13 protein-coding genes are annotated in these 20,073 nt (G+C 68.1%); 8 read left to right on the forward strand and 5 right to left on the reverse strand.

Features of this window, described 5'->3' with window-relative positions:
• Nucleotides 1-151 precede the first annotated feature (151 nt).
• The gene (locus tag ACIBL3_RS24680; protein ID WP_396355892.1) at nt 152-6,775 is read left to right on the forward strand and encodes an RHS repeat-associated core domain-containing protein; all 6,624 of its coding nucleotides are present in this window, start codon (nt 152-154) and stop codon (nt 6,773-6,775) included.
• A 450-nt stretch (nt 6,776-7,225) separates the two neighbouring features.
• Complete coding sequence (locus ACIBL3_RS24685; protein ID WP_396355893.1) at nt 7,226-7,996, forward strand: hypothetical protein; 771 nt, start codon at nt 7,226-7,228, stop codon at nt 7,994-7,996.
• A gap of 39 nt (nt 7,997-8,035) precedes the next feature.
• Here the strand turns inward: ACIBL3_RS24685 and ACIBL3_RS24690 are convergent, their stop codons facing one another.
• The 5 genes from ACIBL3_RS24690 to ACIBL3_RS24710 all read right to left on the reverse strand — a co-directional run bounded on the left by ACIBL3_RS24690 (nt 8,036) and on the right by ACIBL3_RS24710 (nt 13,726).
• Nucleotides 8,036-8,617, reverse strand: coding sequence for a recombinase family protein (locus ACIBL3_RS24690; RefSeq protein WP_396355894.1), 582 nt, complete (start codon nt 8,615-8,617; stop codon nt 8,036-8,038).
• Nucleotides 8,618-8,972: 355 nt separating this feature from the next.
• Complete coding sequence (locus tag ACIBL3_RS24695; protein ID WP_396355895.1) at nt 8,973-11,969, reverse strand: Tn3 family transposase; 2,997 nt, start codon at nt 11,967-11,969, stop codon at nt 8,973-8,975.
• A 74-nt stretch (nt 11,970-12,043) separates the two neighbouring features.
• Complete coding sequence (locus tag ACIBL3_RS24700; protein ID WP_396355896.1) at nt 12,044-12,403, reverse strand: hypothetical protein; 360 nt, start codon at nt 12,401-12,403, stop codon at nt 12,044-12,046.
• A gap of 45 nt (nt 12,404-12,448) precedes the next feature.
• A complete protein-coding gene (locus tag ACIBL3_RS24705; RefSeq protein ID WP_396355890.1) occupies nt 12,449-12,916 on the reverse strand; it encodes a GNAT family N-acetyltransferase in 468 nt (155 codons plus the stop codon).
• A 66-nt stretch (nt 12,917-12,982) separates the two neighbouring features.
• Nucleotides 12,983-13,726, reverse strand: a complete 744-nt coding sequence (locus tag ACIBL3_RS24710) for an SDR family NAD(P)-dependent oxidoreductase (protein ID WP_396355897.1) — start codon at nt 13,724-13,726, stop codon at nt 12,983-12,985.
• Between the two features lie 87 nt (nt 13,727-13,813).
• Here ACIBL3_RS24710 and ACIBL3_RS24715 point away from each other — a divergent pair, with 87 nt between their 5' ends.
• The 6 genes from ACIBL3_RS24715 (at nt 13,814) to ACIBL3_RS24740 (ending at nt 20,024) form a co-directional block, all read left to right on the forward strand.
• Nucleotides 13,814-14,590 (forward strand): alpha/beta fold hydrolase, encoded by a 777-nt coding sequence (locus ACIBL3_RS24715; protein WP_396355898.1) that lies wholly within the window; start codon nt 13,814-13,816, stop codon nt 14,588-14,590.
• 128 nt (nt 14,591-14,718) lie between these two features.
• Entirely contained in the window at nt 14,719-16,101 is a 1,383-nt protein-coding gene (locus ACIBL3_RS24720) for an ABC transporter substrate-binding protein (RefSeq protein WP_396355899.1), read from the forward strand.
• 4 nt (nt 16,102-16,105) lie between these two features.
• A complete protein-coding gene (locus ACIBL3_RS24725) occupies nt 16,106-17,020 on the forward strand; it encodes a carbohydrate ABC transporter permease (RefSeq protein WP_396355900.1) in 915 nt (304 codons plus the stop codon).
• Complete coding sequence (locus ACIBL3_RS24730) at nt 17,017-17,898, forward strand: carbohydrate ABC transporter permease (protein ID WP_396355901.1); 882 nt, start codon at nt 17,017-17,019, stop codon at nt 17,896-17,898. The genes ACIBL3_RS24725 and ACIBL3_RS24730 overlap by 4 nt, the downstream gene beginning before the upstream one ends.
• Nucleotides 17,895-18,770, forward strand: coding sequence for an NAD-dependent epimerase/dehydratase family protein (locus tag ACIBL3_RS24735; RefSeq protein WP_396355902.1), 876 nt, complete (start codon nt 17,895-17,897; stop codon nt 18,768-18,770). The genes ACIBL3_RS24730 and ACIBL3_RS24735 overlap by 4 nt, the downstream gene beginning before the upstream one ends.
• The gene (locus ACIBL3_RS24740; RefSeq protein WP_396355903.1) at nt 18,771-20,024 is read left to right on the forward strand and encodes an enolase C-terminal domain-like protein; all 1,254 of its coding nucleotides are present in this window, start codon (nt 18,771-18,773) and stop codon (nt 20,022-20,024) included.
• Nucleotides 20,025-20,073 lie beyond the last annotated feature (49 nt).

A 20,073-nucleotide genomic window follows, 5' to 3' on the forward strand; every position in this document is an offset into this window, starting at 1 on the left:
GGTTGTTGCAGTTCTGTAACGCCCCGCTGTTGGTTAACGATGTACGGGTCGCTGGCCAGCTCGGTGACCCGCCTAGTCACCGGTGCTTGTCCCGGCCGGCGAAGGGGTGGGGATCGTCGTGTTTGTCCTGGATCGTTGTCAGCGTGCCCGGGTGCAGAAGTTCCCGCGGATCGTCGCCGCCGTGATGGCGTTGGCCTTGGTGGTGGCTGGGCTGGAGGGACAGCAGCCTGCCCAAGCGGCCCCGGTGGCGGACCCGCAGCCAGCCGCGGCGAAGGTCTCGTCTCGGCCGGACTTGGTGTCGGCGGTGGTGACGGCGCGGTCGCAGGGCTCCAGGGTTGAGGTGGAGTCGATGCGGTCGGAGACGTCGACGACCTGGGCGAACCCGGACGGCACGATGACCACGGAGGCGCACGCGGCGCCGATCCGGTTCAAGGCCGCGAACGGGGCGTGGCAGCCGGTCGACCTGACCCTGGAGAGGAGGACGGACGGGACGGTGGCGCCGCGGGGTCACAAGCTCGGCCTGCGGCTCGGCAAACGCAACACCGCGACCGGTGGTGTCTTCGCCTCAGCAGTGGCGGGATCGAGCCACCAGGTGGAGTGGCTGGCACCATTCAAGCTGCCGGAGCCGACCATCGACGGCACGAAGGCGACCTACGCCGAGGTGCAGCCGGGCGTGGACCTCACGCTGGACGCGCGCCGGTCCGGGTTCGAGGCCGACTTCATCGTCAAGCAGCGCCCGGCGACGGCGCCGGTGTGGCGGATCCCGCTGCGCACCAAGGGCCTGACCGCCCGCACCGCGGCCGACGGCACGATCGAGTTCGTCGACGCCAAGAACGTCGTACGGTCGCGGATCCCGGTCGCGTACATGTGGGATTCGGTCACCGACCCCGCGACCAAGGACCCGGTGAACAAGGCAATCGTGAACGTCACGGTCGAGCAGGTGCCGCCGGGGCAGGCGACGCTGGTGATCGCGCCGGACGCCAAGTGGTTCCTGGACCCGGCGCGGGTGTTCCCGGCGACCGTCGACCCGACGTACGCGAACACGCCGGTCATGTCGAGCTTCGACACCTTCGTCCAGTCCGACTGGCCCAATGACTTGTCGAGCCTGGTGGATCTGCGCGCCGGCAAGAACGGCACCACCACCGAGCGGTCGTTCCTCAACTTTCCGGGCGCGTCGTTCCACGGCAAGGACGTCATCGACGCCCAGCTGTCGATCATGCAGTACGGCGCGACGACCTGTACGCCGACGGTGGTGAACCTGCACGCGGCGTTGCCGGCGTCGACGGAGACCCGGTGGACGAACCAGCCAGTGACGAGCCAGCAGGTGTGGGGTTCGGTGTCGGCGGCGAAGGGCTTCACGGGGTGTGCGGCGGACCGGATCTACATTCCGATGACCGGGCTGGCGCAGTACTGGTCCGGGCAGACCGACGCCACGGTGGGGGTGGCGTTGAAGGCGGCGAACGAGGCGGACGCGAACGCGTGGAAGCGGTTCTACGCCACCGAAGGTCCCGCGGATCCGTACATTTCGCTGACCTGGAACCGGCCGCCGAACCCGCCGGCGACGGTCGTGACGAAGGAGGCGGTTGCCTACGCTGCGCCGAACGAGGCGTCGTACATGTACTCGGCGAGCCTGCGGCCGTGGGTGGAGACCAAGGCGACCGATCCGGACGGCAACACGGTGAGGTACGTGTTCGAGTTCTTCACTGGCGACGGGCCGACGTTCAGCCTGCTGGGGACGTGTACGTCGTCGGTGTATGCCTCGGGCACGCTGGCCGGGTGCCGCCCGGCCGCGGACCTGCCGGACAACACGCTGCTGTATGTGCGGGCGAAGGCGAACGACGGCCGCGTCGACGGGCCGTGGACGAGCTACCAGACCCGGCTGCGGATCGGCGCGGCGGTTCCGGCCGCACCGCAGGTGGTGTGCCCGGCGCCCTATGACGTGCACAACTCCTGGCAAGACACCCCGCCGGCCGGCGATGTGACGTGCACGATCACCGCGACCGGCACCGGTTACAACGCGCCCGGCTATGTCCGGGTCACCGTGGACGGCCAACCGATCACGTCGAACACCGGCGTGGCGGGCCAGTGGAAGATCACCCCGTCGAGCGACCCGGCGATCGCGCAGAAAACGGTGACGATCCCGAAGGACACGCCGGGGCTGCACACGATCACCGCGACCGCCGAGACCCCGGCCGGCAACCTGTCCCCGGTCAAGACCCACGCCTTCGGATGGGGCGGCACGGCGCTGACGTCGCCGACCGCCAACCCGAGGATCACGACCGCGGACACGGTCCGGGTCACCGCCTCCGGCCCGCCGAAGGGCACGGCGCCGTTGGTGACGGCGAAGGTGCGGTGGCGGGTCTCGGGGTACGGTGGCGCCGACGACTTGGTCGGCTGGAACGAAGACCCCACCGAGCTGCCGGTCACCGACAACGGCGCCGGCGGCGTGGTCGTGAACACGACGTGGGATACCAACAACGCCAAGACCGACAACTTCCTGGACTCCGACCCCGACACTGCAGGTGTGCAGCCCACCCAGCTGGACGAGCGGGTCCCGGTCAAGCTCGACATCCAGGTCTGTCTCACCTACGGCAGCACGCCGCAGTGCACGTGGTCGCAGACCCCGGACACCACGGTGCAGCGGCTGCCGCATGCCTTCGGTAACGGGTTCCCGACCAGCGACGCCGGGCCGGGGCAGGTGGCGCTGTTCACAGGTGAGTTCAATGCCTCGGCGACCGACATCTCGGTGCCCGGCTACACCGGCGACCTGTCGATCTCCCGGTCGCACATGACCTACGAGACGCCGCGGACCCCGATCTACAACGTGTTCGGGGACGGCTGGAGCACCCAGTTCGACGGCGCCGACTCCGGCGCGGCCGGGATGCAGGTGATCGACTCCACCCGACTCGACGGCACCCTGGTGTTGATGGACGGCGACGGCACCAGCCTGATCTTCGAATCACCGTCCGGTGATCGTCGCACCACCGAGACGTTCGCGACCGGGGACTGGGTCCCGGCCGACGCCGACACCGAACTGGATGGATCGCGCCTGACCGTCACCGGTAGCGGGATCAACACGGTGCTGTCCTACACCGAGGACGACGGCACCGTCACCACCTGGAAACTCCCGGCGGCGCCGGCCGCGGACGCCGCGGCCGAGTTCCGGCCGGACGGGATCTCCGAGCCCGGTGTCGCGGGCAAGACCACGTTCTCCTACGACGGCACCGGCCGCGTGGTGCGGATCCTCGCGCCCGCCCCGCCCGGCGTCACCTGCGGCACCTTCGACCCGGCGAACCCGTTGACCGGGATGAACGCCGGCTGCCGCGCGCTGCGGTTCAGCTACGTCACGATCGGCGCCACGAAGGTGCGGATCAGCCAGGCCTGGCTGGACATCTACAACCCCGACAAGTTGGTCAACGGTCAGCCGGCACCCGGGATGGAGTCGATCCAGGTCGCCGCCTACACCTACGACATCGACGCCCGCCTCACGAAGGTCACCGATCCGCGGTCCGGCCTGTCGACGGAGTACACCTACAACGCCGGCAACGACCTGACCTCGATCAAACCCGCCGGTCAGGTCGCCTACCAGTTCAACTACGTCACCGTCGACGGCCGCGAGAAACTCGACACTGTCACCCGGGCCCGGCCCGCCGGTGACCCGGCCGGCGGCACCGCCACCCTCGGCAAGTACGTCTACGACATCCCGCTGTCCGGCGCCGGCCTCCCGGACCTGACCGCCGGCTCGGTGGCGCGCTGGAACCAGAAGACCGTCCCGACCAGCGGATACGCGGTCTTCGGCCCGGACCACCCGCTCACCGGGGCCCCCGGCGCGGGTGATTGGGAGTACGCCGACCTGCAGTACACCGACGCCGCCGGCTACACCGTCAACACCGCCAAGTACGGCGCCGGGAACTGGCAATACACCGCCACCGACTACGACGCCCAAGGCAACACGATCCGCGAACTCGACGAACGCGCGCTGCGCGCGGTCATCGACAACGCGATGCCCGCGGGTGCGACCGTCGACCAGCTCGCCACCGTCACCGTGTACAACCCCGACATCAAGAACGCCGCCGGCGACACCGTGCTGACCCCGGCCGGGACCCTGGTCACCGACACCTACAGCCCCGCCCGCTGGGCAGCGCTCAAGGACGGCACCGTCGCGTGGGTACGGCCGCACACCCACACCACCTACGACCAGGGTGCCCCGAACGCCGGGATCAACCCGGACACGTCGCTGCCGTACCGGCTCGCCACCACCGAAACCTCCTACGCGCACGACCCGGGCACCGGCACCGATCTCGAGACCACCGGCCAGGCCCTGACCGACTACGGCCCACCAGAGGCCGGCGACGCCGACGGCTGGGGCAAGGGCCAGCCAGGCAAGACCATCACCGACCTCGACCTCGACGGGACCAACAGCGCCGGCGACATCGTGAAACTCACCCGCTACGACGCCGAGGGTCGCGTCATCGAAACCCGCCAACCCGCGTCGAACGGCGCCGACGCCGGCACCACCAAGACCGTGTACTACACCGCGGCCGCCAACGCGACCCACCCCGTGTGTGGGGCGAAGCCGGAGTGGGCCGGCCTGGTCTGTAAGACCTACCCGGCCGCAGCGCCGAGCTCCGGCCCGACCCTGCCGTCGACAACGACATCGGCGTTCACCCACCTGCTTGCGCCGAAGACCATCACTGAAACCTCCGGCACGGTCACCCGCACCACCACCACGACCTACCTGACCGACGGTCGCACCGCCTCGACCAAGACCACGGTCAACGGACTAACCGGGTCGACGCCGAACACCGAGAAGCTCACCACTTACGACCCCGCCACCGGGCAACCGACCGTGGTGACCGCGAAGGACACCAACGGCGTGACAGTCGGCACCATCACGACCGGCTACGACACCTGGGGCCGCCAAACCAGCTACCAGCCGTCCGGCGAAACGGCCACCACGACCGTCTACGACGCCGCCGGCCGCACCAAGACCGTCACCGACGCCAACGGCTCCACCGTCTACACCTATGACGGCACCGACGCCAATGGCCAGCAAGAACGCCGCGGCCTGGCGACCAAGGTCGACGTCACCACCGCCGGCGCCACCTGGACATCGGTCGGCGGCTACGACGCCGACGGGTCGATGACCACCCAGAAACTGCCCGGCGGCGTCACCCAGCACAACGACACCGACACCGCCGGCGATCCGGTCGGCCTGCGCTACACCGGCCAGGTCACCACCCAGAACGAAGACGGCAGTACGACCGTCGACCCCAACGGCGGCTGGCTGTCCTGGTCGATCGACAACGACATCACCGGCAAGGTGGCGCGTGAATGGACCCCCGACGGCGCCGCCTTCACCGGACCCGCCGGCAGCGACCCTGGTGACGCCATCCCCTACGACCGCTCCTACAGCTACGACACCGCCGGACGGCTCGTCACCGTCAAGGACCGCACCGCCACCGCCGCCGGAGTCGACATCACCGACCCCACCGCCACACCCTGCATCACCCGCACCTACGGCTTCGACGCCAACGACAACCGCCTCACCAAGAGCTCGGCTACGTCCGGACCGGACGGCGTCTGCACCACCACCGGCGCCACCACCACAACCCGCGCCTTCGACACCGCCGACCGGCCCATCACCGGCGCCAACGGCACCGGCGCCTACACCTACGACGCGCTCGGCCGCACCACCACCCTGCCGGCGTCGGACGCGCCGAAGCCGGCTGACGGGAACGTCACGCTGGGCTACTACGACAACGACCTCGCGCGGTCCATCGCGCAGGGCGGAACCACCACCACGCTCACCCTCGATGCTGCCGACCGGCGGGCTATCGAATCCATCACCACCGGCTCCGGCACCACTCAGAAAACCCGCCACTACACCGACAGCGGCGACAACCCCACCTGGGTCACCGAAGGCACCTCCTTGACCAGGTACGCCGAACTCATCGGCGGCGACCTGTCCCTCACCGTCGAGCACACCGGCAACGCCGACCTGACGCTGGCCAACAACCACGGCGACGTTGTGACCACCGTCGACCTGCCCTCGGCCGGAGCGCCCGCCACCTCGATCGCCGGCTGGAACAGCTTCGACGAGTACGGCAACCCCATCACCGAGACCGCCAGCACAGGCACCGTCTCCTACGGGTGGCTCGGAGCCAAGCAACGCGCCGCCAGCGGCGCCGGCCTGACCCTGATGGGCGTACGCCTCTACAACCGCGCCACGGGCCTGTTCACCAGCACCGACCCAGTCGAAGGCGGAAACGCCAACGCATACACATATCCCAGCGACCCCATCAACAACGTAGATCTGGACGGCCGGTGGAGCTGGAGGAAGTTCTGGAAACGGGCCGCAACAGTGACAGGCATCGTCGCAGCCGGTGCGTGCATCATTGCGACCGCCGGCCTGTGTGCAGCCGCAACCATCGGCGCCGTCGCGGCAAGTGGCGCGTGGAACTACTACAAGTACCGAAAGGGCGATGACAACGGCAGGCGGGTAAGCGGACGGAGCGCCTTGAAGAGCTTCGGCTGGGACGCCATTACCTTGCGGTTCAAGGCCGTGCGCAACTACAAGAGCGTAGTGCGCCACGGCAAGAGCGGCGCGAGGAAGATCTGGCGGTGGACCTACAAGCGAAGGGGCAACCACCGTGCCTTCATAAGCCACAACCGGTCACTCCGTCACGCGGTCTCGAGGCATCGATACCGCTCCGCCTTCCGAGCCGGCATCCAGGGATACTATGCCTACAGGTCCTTCAGGAACGGCTGGTAGAAAGTGTGAGCATTGAGAACGACTGGTTGTGGCTGCTAGCGGGTAGCGTCATCACTGTGGCGTTGACATGGAACGCCTGGCGCTGGCGCTACCAGCCCCTCCGAACATCATTCTTGATACCCATTGGCTGTGTGCTAGCGACACTTACTGTCATTTGGGATAACTCAATCCTAGTTCTAAGTGCGTTCATCGTTCTTGCCTTGGGTGCTTGCATCGACGGCGTCTATCGCGCTAGGCATGACCGCCCGACACGACAGAACGCAAGGCACATAAATTGAAGGTAGGTCGCTTCGCCGAGATATGTGGATTCTGGCCGTCCACCTCGAACTTCGTAGGTTACGGTGTGTCGGTGAATGACGGTTCGAACGCTCGGAAGGGCTTTGGTTGTTCTGGTGTGCCGGGAAGTCTGGTCGGCAACGCCCGACCCATGCCCGCACACTAGGAGATTCCATGATCAGGTCCTTCCGTAACGCTGCTTGCGGCGCTGTCGTGGTGGTCGCGCTCAGCGCCTGCTCCGGCGGCTCTGGCACCGCCACGCCCGCACCCTCGACCGCGTCGTCGACAGCGGCTCCAACCACCACGACGCGCACTACCAGCACGCCACCCGCCGTACCGTCGACGCCGCTGGCCAAGCCGGCCCGGACGGTGGCAGAGCTTTCCAAGGCGTTGCTGGCGCTGGCCGATCTGCCGCCGGGCTTCTCTGTCGAGAAGGACGAGGGTGGTGACGACTCCCATGTCACGGTGTCGTCGAAGGACCCCCGGTGCGCGAAGCTGGTCGCGTTCTCCAATGCGGACAACTCGCCCGGGTCGAAGGCGTCTGCGGGTCAGTCGTACTCCGGTGGCGCGCAAGGCCCGTTTGTCGATGAGAGCATCGATGCGATGGGGTCGCCCGCGGCGGTCCGGGCGTTGCAGAAATCCTTCAAGCAGGCCGTCGCCGCGTGCCGCACGATGACCTTGAAGGTTCCGGGCGAGGGCAGCTCGCCGATCAGTGTGCGCGAGGTCGCCGCGCCGCAGGTCGGCACCGATCCCGTCGCTGTCCGCTTCACCGCGACCTCCGGCCCAGTGGAGGGCTTCGAGGTCACCATGATCACTACCGGCGTTGACGACGTCGTCCTGGCCCTCACCGTGATTAACGGCCTGCCCGAAGACATCGACGGCGCCACCGCCACCGCTGTCGAGAAGGCAGAAGACGTCCTCGGCGCCACCAAGACCGGCACCTAACCAACCCCGGCCGGGCACCGGCTCGTGAGTGCTGCCCTCTCAGGCACCGGTCGTGCTGGGGCGGTGGCGTTCGAGGACGCGGTACACGGTCGGCCTAGAGACTTCGAACAGTTCGGCGAGTTCGGCGATGGTGTGTTCGCCGGCGGTGTGCAGTTTCAGCAGGTGTGCTTGCCGGGTGGTGGACAGTTTCGGTGCCCGGCCTTTGAGCTTGCCTTTGGCGCGGGCGATCGCCATGCCTTCGCGGGTGCGCATCCGGAGCAGGTCGACTTCGAACTCGGCGAAGGTGGCGAGGATGTTGAAGAACATCTTGCCCATCGGGTCGGTCGGGTCGTAGACCATGGTCCCGAGCTGCAGCCGGATCCCGCGGCCGGCGAGGGTGTCGCCGATGTCGCGGGCATCGGGGACGGAGCGGGCGAGCCGGTCTAGCTTGGGCACGACCAGGGTGTCGCCTGCCCGGACCGCGGCGAGCGCCTTGTCGAGGCCGGGCCGTGCGCGGGTGGTGCCGGAGTAGGCGCGGTCGAGGTGGATGTGCTCCTCTTCGACGCCGAGGTCGAGCAGGATCTGCCGGTTGGCTTCGAGGTCTTGTTTGTCGGTCGAGCAGCGCGCGTAGCCGATCAGCATGCGGCGTACTGTAACGGATAGCCCCCGTTCACCGGACAAATCATCGGACACCTTATGTGAGACGCCGGTTCAGGCGGCGAGCCGCTGATTGATTGTGCGGTTCGGGGTGTCCGTTGAGGGTTCCCTTAACGGACACCGACCTAGCGGGTCGACGCTGGTCGTCTCGGCTCTACTCTGCGGCCTGGGGCACCTTCGGGAGTCCAGGGCAGACTGCCGCCGGGAACTGTCGGGACTGGAACGTCGCGTCCGGCTCTCGACCTGCTGCGCCGCGATCCCGACGCTCGACGACCGCGCTGCCTGATCGCATGCCGGCTGAACTCCGTTCCGTCCGGAGCCGCCGCCGGGTCACTTGAGATCACTGTGGACTGGCCGGTGCGAGGCTGTTCTCGGCGCTTAGTGTGAGGCGGCGCTGCATGTTGAGCCGGACCTCGCCGTACGGGGCGACGTGAGTCCAGAACAGGGGGGACAGGCCGCGGTGGTCGGCGTCGGTCATCTTCTCGGCCCAGCGGGGGTCGGCGAGGACGTCCTGGACGAGCAGGGTGTTCACGTAGACCAGCGCGGCCTGCAGCACCCGCAGGCACAGCACTGACAACTCTTGTTCGTCGCGGCGGTTGGTGGCGATGTCGCCGCCCTTGCCGTAGAAGATCACGCTGTTGCCGCGGTTCCAGGACTCGACGACGTTCAGGCCCTCGTTGATCTCGCGCTGCAGATCCCTGTCCCGCAGGTAGCGGGCGACGAACAGGGTCTTCTGGGCGCGGCCGGTCTCGATCATCGCCTGATACGTCGGATGGAGCGCGTTGGCCTTCGCGAAGCGGCGCAAGATCGCCTCGGTGGAGGCGGTGCCGGCCCGGATCGCGGTCGCGTACCGGACCATCTGGTCGTACTGCTCGCCGATCACGTCCCATCGGATCGGCCGCGTGAGCGCTGCCTGGAGTCGCGGGTAGGCGTCGGGTTCGCCGGCCGCGGGCCGGTACAGCTTGACGTGGTTGATCCGCTTGATCCGCGGCAGCAGATCGAACCCCAGCAACCTCGTCAGGCCGAACCCGATCTCGGACTGACCGTGGGAGTCGGTGTAGTTGCCGTCGACCTCCATCTGGGTGCCGTGCCGCATGGCGCCCTCGATCATCGCCGCGACCTCGGAGGCGGAGCAGTTGATCACCTGGGAGTGGATCGCCATGGACTTGCGTTCGACGTGCCAGTAGATCAGCACGCCGCGGCCGCCGTAGCGGGAGTGCCACTCAGTGAACAGGTTCTGGTCCAGCGCCCCGAAGTGCGTCGAGTCCGACGCCACCGCCGATGACCCGGCACCCCACACCGCCGTACGGCGGGACGCGAACGTCGCGTTCGCGATCTGCACGGCCATCGCCCGGGCCACCTCCGGTGACAGGTACCGGCGCCGGACGTAGCGCAGGTCATCTTCGCTGTGGCCGTGCTCGCCGCCGGACACAGCGCGGATCCCGGTATTCGTGCCGTAGGCGTACACCACCAGCAGCAGCCGCTCGGCCAGCACCTCACGCGACAAGTCACCACGGCCCGCCGCCGTACCGGTCACGTGCTCGAGGCAGCCGGTGCGCAGCACCGCCTCCTTCAGCATGTCGATCAACGGCACCGTGCCCCACCGGCTCCGGATCTCCGTCTTCAGCGCGCGCAGATTTCGCGGCTCCGGCGCGGCATCCAACGGCGTCAGCTTGATCGGGCCCTGCTTGCCCCGCTCCCGGACGTCCACCCAGTCAAGACCCAGCAACTGCTCGTCCAGCGCAGCCAGCTCGGCCCGCATCTCCTCGCGCAGCTGATCGATGAACGCTGTCGGGTCCAACGGCTTGCGCAGCGCCGCGTAATGCTCGACCCGGCGCTCCTCGAAGTCTGCCGGCAGGTCATGGTCGGGGTTGCGCCACCGGTCCGCGCCCTCCACCCAGATCTCCTTGCAGCGCAGCCGTTCCCGCAGCGCCTGGAGCGCGCAGATTTCATACGCTGAACGAACCACCCGCTGCCGGCCCCGCTCATCGGCCCGGTACACCAGCTGTTCCCAATCCCCGACCAGACCGCGATGCGCCGGAACTTGCTCCCCGGCCGGGTAGTACGTCAACCGGGCATCGGCATGCCGCGCAACCAACTCCAGCGCGTCCAGCACCGGCCGGTGCGTGGTGTTGTTCGACCGGAACTCCAGCACCTCTAGCAGCTCGATCAGCCCGCGCCGGTAGTGGTTCGTGTACGACGCCTTCAACGTCGTCTGCACCGTCCTGCGGTACACCGGGCCCTTCGTCTTGTACTCGTGCACCAACTCCCGCAACGTCTGCTCCCCACCAGACACCGCCGGGAACACCACCTCGCGCACCGGCTCGTCCGGCGCAGCGAGGGCGGCCGCAGCGATCGAGAACAGAATGTTCTCCTTGCCGGTCACCTTCTTGAAGGCGTTCACCAGTTCCTGGGTCACCCGCCGATCGGCGCGGGCACCGATCCGGTGCACCGTCGAGATCAGCAGATCGACCAGGGTGTCGGTGATCTCGCGCTGCCGCGAGTGCAGCAGCGCCGCCAGGAGCGTCAGCCGCAGCTCAGGTGGGTGGGTTCGCAGGTGGGAGGGAGACTCGACTGCCGCCCGGGCCCGCCAGCCGGCCAGCACCTTGGGCGCGACGTCGGCGAACAGAGCCGACGGGAGCCCGATCGCACGGACCGCGCGCAGCTTACAGATCTCGGTCAGCATCGACTCCAGGCTCACGTTGCCCGGTACCGACTTCACCAACGCGAGCACGTCCCCGCCGTCGCCGGTCGACGCGCCGATCACCTCGTCCGGATCCACCTCGACGTCGACCAGCGCCTCCAGCCGCGTGACACCGGACGCCGGGATCCGGCCAGCGATCCGGCAGGCCATGGCGGTCTCGGCCTGGTGCAGCGCCGAGCGAACGATCCGGTCCATCCGGCCCTGGGTCGGCAGCTCGATCCGCTCAGCCCGGCACCGTGACATTAGTTGCTCACGGACCCGCGCGGGATCCCGCTCGGCCTCGCACACCACCGCCGCCAGCCACGCCGTGACCTTGTCAGCGTCCTCGACCGAGCACTCCCGGAATCCCAGATGGCTCCGGATCTGCGCCCGGTGCCGCTCCACCGTCCGCCCCGCCCACTCGTACAAACCGAGCTCGGACGCGGGAACCTTCACCTGGTCAGCGACAAACCGTACGACGACATCCGGCACCTCGCCTCGTCCCCGTGGGAACCGGCCGTGCCGGGTGTAGAACTTCAGCAGCAGCGCAAACCCCAGCCGCCCAGAACCACCCTTGCCCGACAGCAGCACCCGCTCGTCATCCAACAGCGTCCAGTGCTCAACCAACTCATCGAGCTCAACCGACCGATCCACAGGCGGCAATCCTGCTGCCGACGAAGGTCACTCCGCGCATCTGGCGGCTGGTGACACGCTTCTTACCGGCGCCCCTACCCGGACGCGATCGACGCCGCCGCCAACCCGACCGACGAGGTCCCGCCACGGATGAGCAACCGTCCTTCGACGATGCCCAATGCGTCCAGCGCGCCCTGTGCTGTCAGGTATGTCTCGGGTAGGGCCGCCAAGATGTCCCAGGGCAGCTTGGTTTTGATCGGCATCAGCAGCGCGTTGGGCAGCAAGGCGTACTCCGCATAGCCGCCGTCGAACGCGCGGCCCAACTCACCCATCACCGCCGCGACGGTCGTCCCGTCGGGCAACCGCGAATCGGTCGACACGACCCGCGTCGCGCACGCCTGCGGCTGGTCGAATCCCAGCAGCTTCATCGCCGCCTTCAGCAACCTGGTCGGCACCACTCCAGGCCGCTACCGAACAACCCCACCCTTCGGCGCCGGCAGCTAGTGCTCCAGCACCATCGTGTCGGAAGTCTCGACCGTGCCGACCTTCTCGAAGCCGAGCGAGCGGTAGAGCTCGGCCGCGGGGTTCTTCGGGTCGACACTGAGACTGAGCTTCGGGTACGGCGAGACCCGGATCAGCTCGGTCATCAGGGCCCGCGCGATCCCGCGGCGGCGGAAGGCAGCGGAGACTCCGAGTGAGAGCTCGGGGACATCGTCGGCGACGTAGCCGTAGCCCGGGCGGTCAGCGGTGAAGCAGCGGGCCCAAGCGGCTCCGGCGGGCGTCCCGTCCACCTCGGCGATCACTCCGAAATCGGTCGCGCGCGGCCAGTCGCCGACGTACCGCCAGGCCTTGTCCTCGGCGCGCAGCTTGTCGAGGTCGAACGATGGCGTCCCGTCCCAGTTGTATGCCTTCAGCAACATCTCGGTCAGGAAGGCGAAATCGCCGGCGGTCGCGGGTCGGAGCAGCATGCCGCCATCCTCTCCGACCCGCGACGCCCCGGCCACCCGATTACACCGGCAGCTGGTCCGGTCGAGTCACCACGCGATGGGTCCGAGGCGGTCCTCGAAGGTGCCGGTAGGACCGTCCGGGCCGAGCGTCGCCATCCGGATGATGGAGTCGGTGCCCTCGGTGACGGTCAGCTGACCCTTGTGATTGTTCATGTCGGTGGCCGCGAACGTGTGCTTCGCGGTCTCACCCGGCGTGACGGCGTTGAACTTGATCCCCGGCAACGCCTGCGCGTACCTGACGGTGATCATGTTGAGTGCCGCCTTCGACGAGCTGTAGGCGAGCTCGTGCATCGTGGAGACCGGCTGCTCCGGGTCGAGGACCACGCTGAAGGCGCCGCCGGCGCTGGTGACCATGACCACGCGCGGGTTCTCCGCCGCCTGCAGCAACGGCAGGAACGCGTGAGTGACTCGCACCGGTCCGTAGACGTTGGCGTCGTACACCTCCTGTAGTTCGCCGACGGTCGCCTGGCTGGGGTGGACGATGTGTCCGGGTGCCCCGGCGTTGTTGATCAGTACGTCGAGCCGGTCGGTATGCGCGCTGACGAGTTCCCGCGCCGCGACCACCGATTCGTCCGATGTGACGTCCAGCGGGACCAGGACGACGTCGACGCCGTCGCCGGCCAGCTTCTCAGCGGCCGTCAGACCCCTGGCCGAGTCGCGGGAGCCGAGAAAGATCTTCCAGCCGAGCTGACCGAGCCGCCGCGCCGCTTCATACCCGAGCCCCTTGTTGGCTCCGGTGATCAGCGCCGTGGTCTGGCCTGGGTTCTTCATATGTCCTCCTGTGGAATCGACAGTTCGTGCACCAGACGCCGCGATTGATCCTCATGTGACACCTGGGCAGGGGCGCATGATGTGGGCATGGGTGACTACGTCGACGCCGGGGGACTGCGGACGTACTACGAGGTCGTGGGCGACGGGGAGCCGGTCCTTTTGATCCATGGCGGCGCGACCACTGGGGAGAGCTGGTCGGCGCAGGTGCCGACGCTCGCCGAGCGGTACCGGGTGTTCGTGCCGGACCGCCGCGGGCACGGCCGGACTCCGGACGCCGAGGGACCGGCGAGCATGGACGGGTACGCCGCCGACCTGGTCGCGTTCATGACGGCGCTCGGACTCGGTACGGCGTACGTCGTCGGCTGGAGCGACGGCGGCAAGGTCGCGGTGCGGATGGCGATGAGCCGACCGGACCTGGTCCGCAAGCTGGTCCTGATCGGCTCCGAGCTCACCAGGGCAGGCGGCACGCCGGCGAACGACCGCCTGATGACGACACCAGAAGGGCTCGCGCGACTCGAGGGGATCGCGCGCGAGGACTATGAGCGGTTGTCTCCGGATGGTCCCGAGCACTTCGGCGTGGTCTTCGCGAAGTGGACCGAGATGTGGGCGTCGATCCCCGACATCGAGCCCGCCGAACTCGAACAGCTCCCGATGCCCGTCCTGCTCATGCAGGGCGACGACGACTGTGTCCGCATCGAGCACAACGTGGACCTCGCCAGGGCGATCCCGGACGCACAACTCGCCGTGATCCCTGGCGGCTCCCACGCGGTGCCGCTGGAGAAGCCCGATCTCGTGAACCGCCTCCTTCTCGACTTCCTGGCTGACACCCAGGCGCGGAAGTACATGCCACTCGGGGATCTCTGACCGAGCCTGTCCAAATCGGTACCTTGCTGGGCATTGAGAAAGTAACACGCTTGGTTTAACTTACTCGGGACCTGGCCGGTGTGTGGCTCAGAGCACACCGGCGGCATCCGGAAACCTGAGGAGTTCCGATGACGAGAGTGAGCAGGTGGGGCGCCGGGCTGGGCCTGGCCGGTCTGGTGCTCGCCGTGGCCGGCTGTGCGGACGGGACCACGCCCGGCGCCGACAACGCCGGCGGCGCGATCGACGAGAACGCGCCGGTGACGATCACGATCGGGGACCGCCCGACCCCGGACAAGCCGAACGACATCGCCGCGTTCGAGCGCAACATCAAGAAGTTCATGGACGCGCACCCGAACATCACGGTGAAGTCGACCGAGACCAAGTGGGACGCGCAGACCTTCCAGGCGCAGGTAGCGGGTGGCTCGCTCCCGACGGTGATGAACATCAGCTTCACCGAGCCGGCCAACATGATCCCGAACAAGCAGCTCCCCGACATCACCGACGAGCTGAAGCTGGTCGACCTGACCAAGGACCTGAACCCCGACGTGCTGAAGATCGTCCAGGACGACGCCGGCCGGATCTACGGGGTGCCGATCGACGTGTTCTCGGTCGGGCTGGCCTACAACCGGGCGCTGTTCACGCAGGCCGGGCTCGACCCGGACAAGCCGCCGTCGACCTGGGACGAGGTCCGCCAGTACGCCAAGCAGATCACCGAGAAGACCGGCAAGGCCGGCTACGCGCAGCTGACCAAGGACAACACCGGCGGCTGGATGCTGACCACCATGACGTACAGCATGGGCGGCTCGGTGGAGAGCGAGGACGGCAAGAAGGCGACCTTCAACGACGCGCCGACCAAGAAGGCGCTGCAGCTGCTCAAGGACATGCGCTGGACCGACAACGCGATGGGCAGCAACTTCCTCTACAACCAGGAGGAGATCCGGCAGGACTTCGCGGCCGGCAAGATCGGCATGGTGCTGCAGGCGCCGGACGCCTACGACATGTGCGTGAAGAACTTCGGCATGAAGCCGGCCGACTACGGTCACGCCGCGCTGCCGCAGGACGGCGGCCCGCACGGCACCCTGACCGGCGGCTCGCTCAAGATGATCAACCCGAAGGCGTCCAAGAACGAGATCGTCGCGGCGCTGAAGTGGATCAAGTCGCAGGAGTTCGACAAGTACACCACCGAGAGCCTCGCGGTGCAGAACGCCAAGGACACGATCGCCGACAAGGGCTTCGTGGGCCGGCCCGGCATCACCCCGCTGAGCCAGGAGACCTACGACCAGTACAACAAGTGGCGTGAGCCCTACGTGAACGTCCCGGTCAAGCAGTTCCAGGGCTACCTCGACTCGACCAAGTCGCTGAAGCTGCTGCCCGAGCCGCCGAACAAGGGGCAGGAGGTCTACGCGCTGCTCGACCCGGTGGTCCAGCAGGTGCTGACCAAGAAGGACGCGGACATCGACAAGCTGCTCACCGACGCCGCATCGAAGATCGACGCCCGCCTGGCCCGGTAGCCGAATGTCCCTCCTGCGTACGCCGAAGCCCAGCCGGAGTGTTGCCACCTGGTACCACTCCGGCGGGCTGAGCGCGATCATCTTCGCCCTGCCCCTGGTCCTGACGTTCCTGTACTTCTCCTGGGGCCCGATCGTCCGCGGCCTGGTGCTCAGCTTCCAGAAGAACAACCTGGTCACCACCCCGGAGTGGGTCGGGATGGCCAACTTCAGCTACGTGCTGACCGACCCACAGCTGCCGCAGGCCGCGGTGAACACGCTGTACTTCGCGCTGCTCGCGCTGATCTTCGGCTTCCCGGTCCCGCTGTTCCTGGCGGTCTTCATCAGCGAGCTGCGCAGCACCGGCTGGCTCTACAACGTGCTGTCCTACCTGCCGGCGGTGGTTCCTCCGGTGGCGGCGATCCTGCTGTGGAAGTTCTTCTACGACCCCAGTGGCTCCGGCGTGTTCAACGCCGTACTCGGGTGGTTCGGGATCGGGCCGTTCGCGTGGCTGAACTCGCCGGACCTGGCGATGCCGGCCATCGTCCTGGAAGCGACGTGGGCCGGCGCCGGCGCCACGGCGATCATCTACCTGGCCGCGCTGACCGGGGTCCGGACCGAGCTGTACGAGGCGGCCGAGCTGGACGGCGCCGGGATCTGGCGGCGGGTCTGGCACGTCACGCTGCCGCAGATCCGCGGAATCATCCTGATCATGATGCTGCTGCAGCTGATCGGGACGTTCCAGGTGTTCACCGAGCCGTTCCTGTTCACCGGCGGTGGCCCCGACAACGCGACCACCACGATCCTGCTGCTGATCTACCGGTACGCGTTCATCAACGGCGACTTCGGCGCCGCCACCGCGCTCAGCGTGCTGCTGGCCGGCGTGCTGTGCGTGCTGTCGGTCGTCTACCACTTCCTGACCCGGCGCTGGAGCATCACATGAGTCACGAGCGGGCCATCATCTCCGTCGCCGACCGAAAACGCCCGCTGATCCGGTACGGGCTGCCCACGATCCAGGTGCTGCTGTTCATCGGGGTGGTGATCGCCGGTGTCGGACCGCTGCTCTGGCTGCTCAAGTCCGGCCTGTCGACGAGCCAGGACATCCTGCGCGGTCCCATGCAGCTGTGGCCGTCCGGGATCCAGTGGCAGAACATCCCCGACGCCTGGACCCGGGTCCAGATCGGCTCGTACCTGGGCAACACCGCGATCATCGCGATCGGCTCGCTGCTGTCGACGCTGTTCGTCTGTACGACGGGCGCCTTCGTGCTGAGTGTGTTGCGGCCGAAGTGGGGACCGGTGATCACCGGCGCCGTACTCGCGACGCTGTTCCTGCCCGGGGTGATCTCGCTGGTGCCGCTCTACCTGACGATCCTGAAGATGCCGGTGCTCGGGTTCAACCTGCAGAACACCTTCTGGGCGGTCTGGCTGCCGCAGGCGGCCGGCGCATTCAACATCCTGGTGATGAAGCGGTACTTCGACTCGATCCCGCGGGAGCTGATCGAGGCGGCCCGGATCGACGGCGCGAGCAACCTGCGGTTGTTCACGTCGCTGGTGCTGCCGCTGTCGAAACCGATCGTCGGGGTGGTCGCCCTGCTGACCGTGATCGGCTCCTGGAAGGATTACCTCTGGCCGCTGCTGGTGCTGCCGGACCCGCGGCTGCAGCCGATCTCGGTGGCGCTGCCGCGGGTGGCCGAGACCACGGAGATCTCGCTGCAGATGAGCGCCCTGTTCCTGGCGGTGCTGATCCCGGTGATCCTGTTCTTGGTGTTCCAAAAGCAGTTCCTCAGAGGCGTCGGAATGTCAGGAGGAATCAAAGAGTGACAACGCTGAACGGTCGGCGGGTGCTGGTGACGGGGGCGGCGGGGCGGATCGGGTCGGTCACCGTCGGTCATCTCGCCGACCTGGGGGCGGTGGTGACCGCGCTGACGATCGTCGAGGAGCCGTCGCTCAAGGCCGACCGGGTGATCATCGGCGACACCCGGTCCGAGGACGACGTGGCCGGCGCGCTCGAGGGCGCCGACCTGGTCGTCCACCTGGCCGCGCTCGCGCATCGCGACGCCGGCACGCCGTACGACGTGTACTCGGGCAACGTCGTGTCCACGTTCAACGTGCTCGCCCAGGCCGGTGCGCTCGGCATCAAGCGCGCGGTCATCGCCAGCAGCATCAACGCGTACGGCGTCGCGATGAACCCGCACCAGCCACTGCCGGCGTACTTCCCGCTGGACGCGACGATGCCCTCCGACGTCGGCGACTGGTACTCGCTGTCGAAGCAGAACGACGAGAACACCGCCCGGATGGCGTGGCGGCACTGGGGGATCGACGTGGTCGCGTTCCGGTTCCCGCACGTCAACTCCGCCGATGTCCTGCGGCGGCAGGCCGACGGCCACCGGGACAACCCGGGCGGCGCGGTCCGCGAGGGCTGGGGCAACCTGGACACCCGGGACGCGGCGTACGCGATCGAGCTCGGACTGACGGCGCCGCTGTCCGGGGCGCACACCTTTCTCGTCGCCGCGAACACCACGAACGCGCCGTACGAGACCGATGCTCTGCTGGACGCCTTCGCTCCGGACGTGCCGCGGCTGCGGCGGTTCGCCGGGCGTGAGGTGCCGATCGACCTGACCGCGGCCCGGGCTGTCCTGGGCTTCCAGGCCCGCCACGAGCTCGACCTGCCGACCCTTCCCCTGGAGATCTGAATGCCCTCGAACTTCGACCAGCCCTGGCCGGTGCGGGACGACGTACGCATCCGGGAGGTGAAGGCGATCGTCACCGCGCCGCAGGGCATCCCGCTGGTCGTGGTGAAGATCGACACCACCGAGCCGGGGCTGTACGGCCTGGGCTGCGCGACCTTCACCCAGCGGTGGAAGGCGGTCCAGACGTTCGTCGACGAGCACCTGGCCCGGCTGCTGATCGGGCGCTACCCGGGTGACATCGGCGACCTGACCCGGCTGGCCGGGTTCTCCGGCTACTGGCGCGGCGGACCGGTGACGAACAACGCGATCTCCGGGATCGACCAGGCGCTGTGGGACATCGCGGGCAAGCGGGCCGGGATGCCGGTGTACGAGCTGCTCGGCGGCAAGGTCCGGGCGGCCGCCGACACCTACATCCACGCCAGCGGCCGGACGATCGAGGAGACCCTCGACCAGGCGCAGAAGTTCGTCGCGCAGGGCTGGCGGCACATCCGGCTCCAGATGTCGACGCCGGGAGGCGGTGGGTACGGCGCTCCGCGGATGGAGACCCTGTATCCGAATTCGCCGTACCACAACGGCTGGTCGGCGCGGGACTACCTGCGCACGACTCCCGAGCTGTTCGAGGAGGGCAGGTCGGCGCTGCCCGCGAACATCGAGCTGCTGCACGACGTGCACTCGCGGCTCACTCCGAAGGAAGCAGTGCTGCTGGCGCGGTCGCTCGAGCCTTATGGGCTGTTCTTCCTCGAGGACGTGCTGCCGCCGGAGCACTGGGATCGGCTGCCCGAGGTGCGGGCCGCGTCGCCGGTGCCGCTCGCGGTCGGCGAGCTGACCACCTCGATGGGCGACGCCGTACGCCTGGTTCGCGACGGCGGCGTCGACTTCATCCGGTCGCACGTGTCCGACATCGGCGGGCTGACGCCGGCCCGCAAGCTCGCCGACCTGGCCGAGCTGTGCGGCGTCCGTACGGCGTGGCACGGGCCAGGCGACACGTCCCCGATCGGCGCCGCGGCCAACGTCGCCCTCGACGTCAGTTCGGTTGCCTTCGGCATCCAGGAGGGCCACCTCTACAACGAGGCGACGCACGAGGTGTTCCCCGGCACGCTACGGATCGAGGACGGCTGGCTGACCCCGAACGACGCGCCCGGCTGGGGGATCGACCTCGACCTCGAGGCGGCCGCCCGTTATCCCGCGCAACTGTCCGGACACGACGAGTGGGCGGCCGGCGTACGACGCATCGACGGCGCCCTCGAAGCACCGTGAGCACGGTTCTCCCGCAGTACGATCTCGGCTAGTCACGGACAGGAACGGG

Source organism: Kribbella sp. NPDC050124 (assembly GCF_044460355.1).
Lineage (GTDB): Bacteria > Actinomycetota > Actinomycetes > Propionibacteriales > Kribbellaceae > Kribbella.

Bases quoted from the DNA above. Each gene is read 5' to 3' on its own strand.
- ACIBL3_RS24685 (WP_396355893.1), top strand. From the start codon at position 7,226: ATGATCAGGTCCTTCCGTAACGCTGCTTGCGGCGCTGTCGTGGTGGTC.
- ACIBL3_RS24690 (WP_396355894.1), bottom strand. From the start codon at position 8,617: ATGCTGATCGGCTACGCGCGCTGCTCGACCGACAAACAAGACCTCGAA.
- ACIBL3_RS24705 (WP_396355890.1), bottom strand. From the start codon at position 12,916: ATGCTGCTCCGACCCGCGACCGCCGGCGATTTCGCCTTCCTGACCGAG.
- ACIBL3_RS24710 (WP_396355897.1), bottom strand. From the start codon at position 13,726: ATGAAGAACCCAGGCCAGACCACGGCGCTGATCACCGGAGCCAACAAG.
- ACIBL3_RS24715 (WP_396355898.1), top strand. From the start codon at position 13,814: ATGGGTGACTACGTCGACGCCGGGGGACTGCGGACGTACTACGAGGTC.
- ACIBL3_RS24720 (WP_396355899.1), top strand. From the start codon at position 14,719: ATGACGAGAGTGAGCAGGTGGGGCGCCGGGCTGGGCCTGGCCGGTCTG.
- ACIBL3_RS24725 (WP_396355900.1), top strand. From the start codon at position 16,106: ATGTCCCTCCTGCGTACGCCGAAGCCCAGCCGGAGTGTTGCCACCTGG.
- ACIBL3_RS24730 (WP_396355901.1), top strand. From the start codon at position 17,017: ATGAGTCACGAGCGGGCCATCATCTCCGTCGCCGACCGAAAACGCCCG.
- ACIBL3_RS24740 (WP_396355903.1), top strand. From the start codon at position 18,771: ATGCCCTCGAACTTCGACCAGCCCTGGCCGGTGCGGGACGACGTACGC.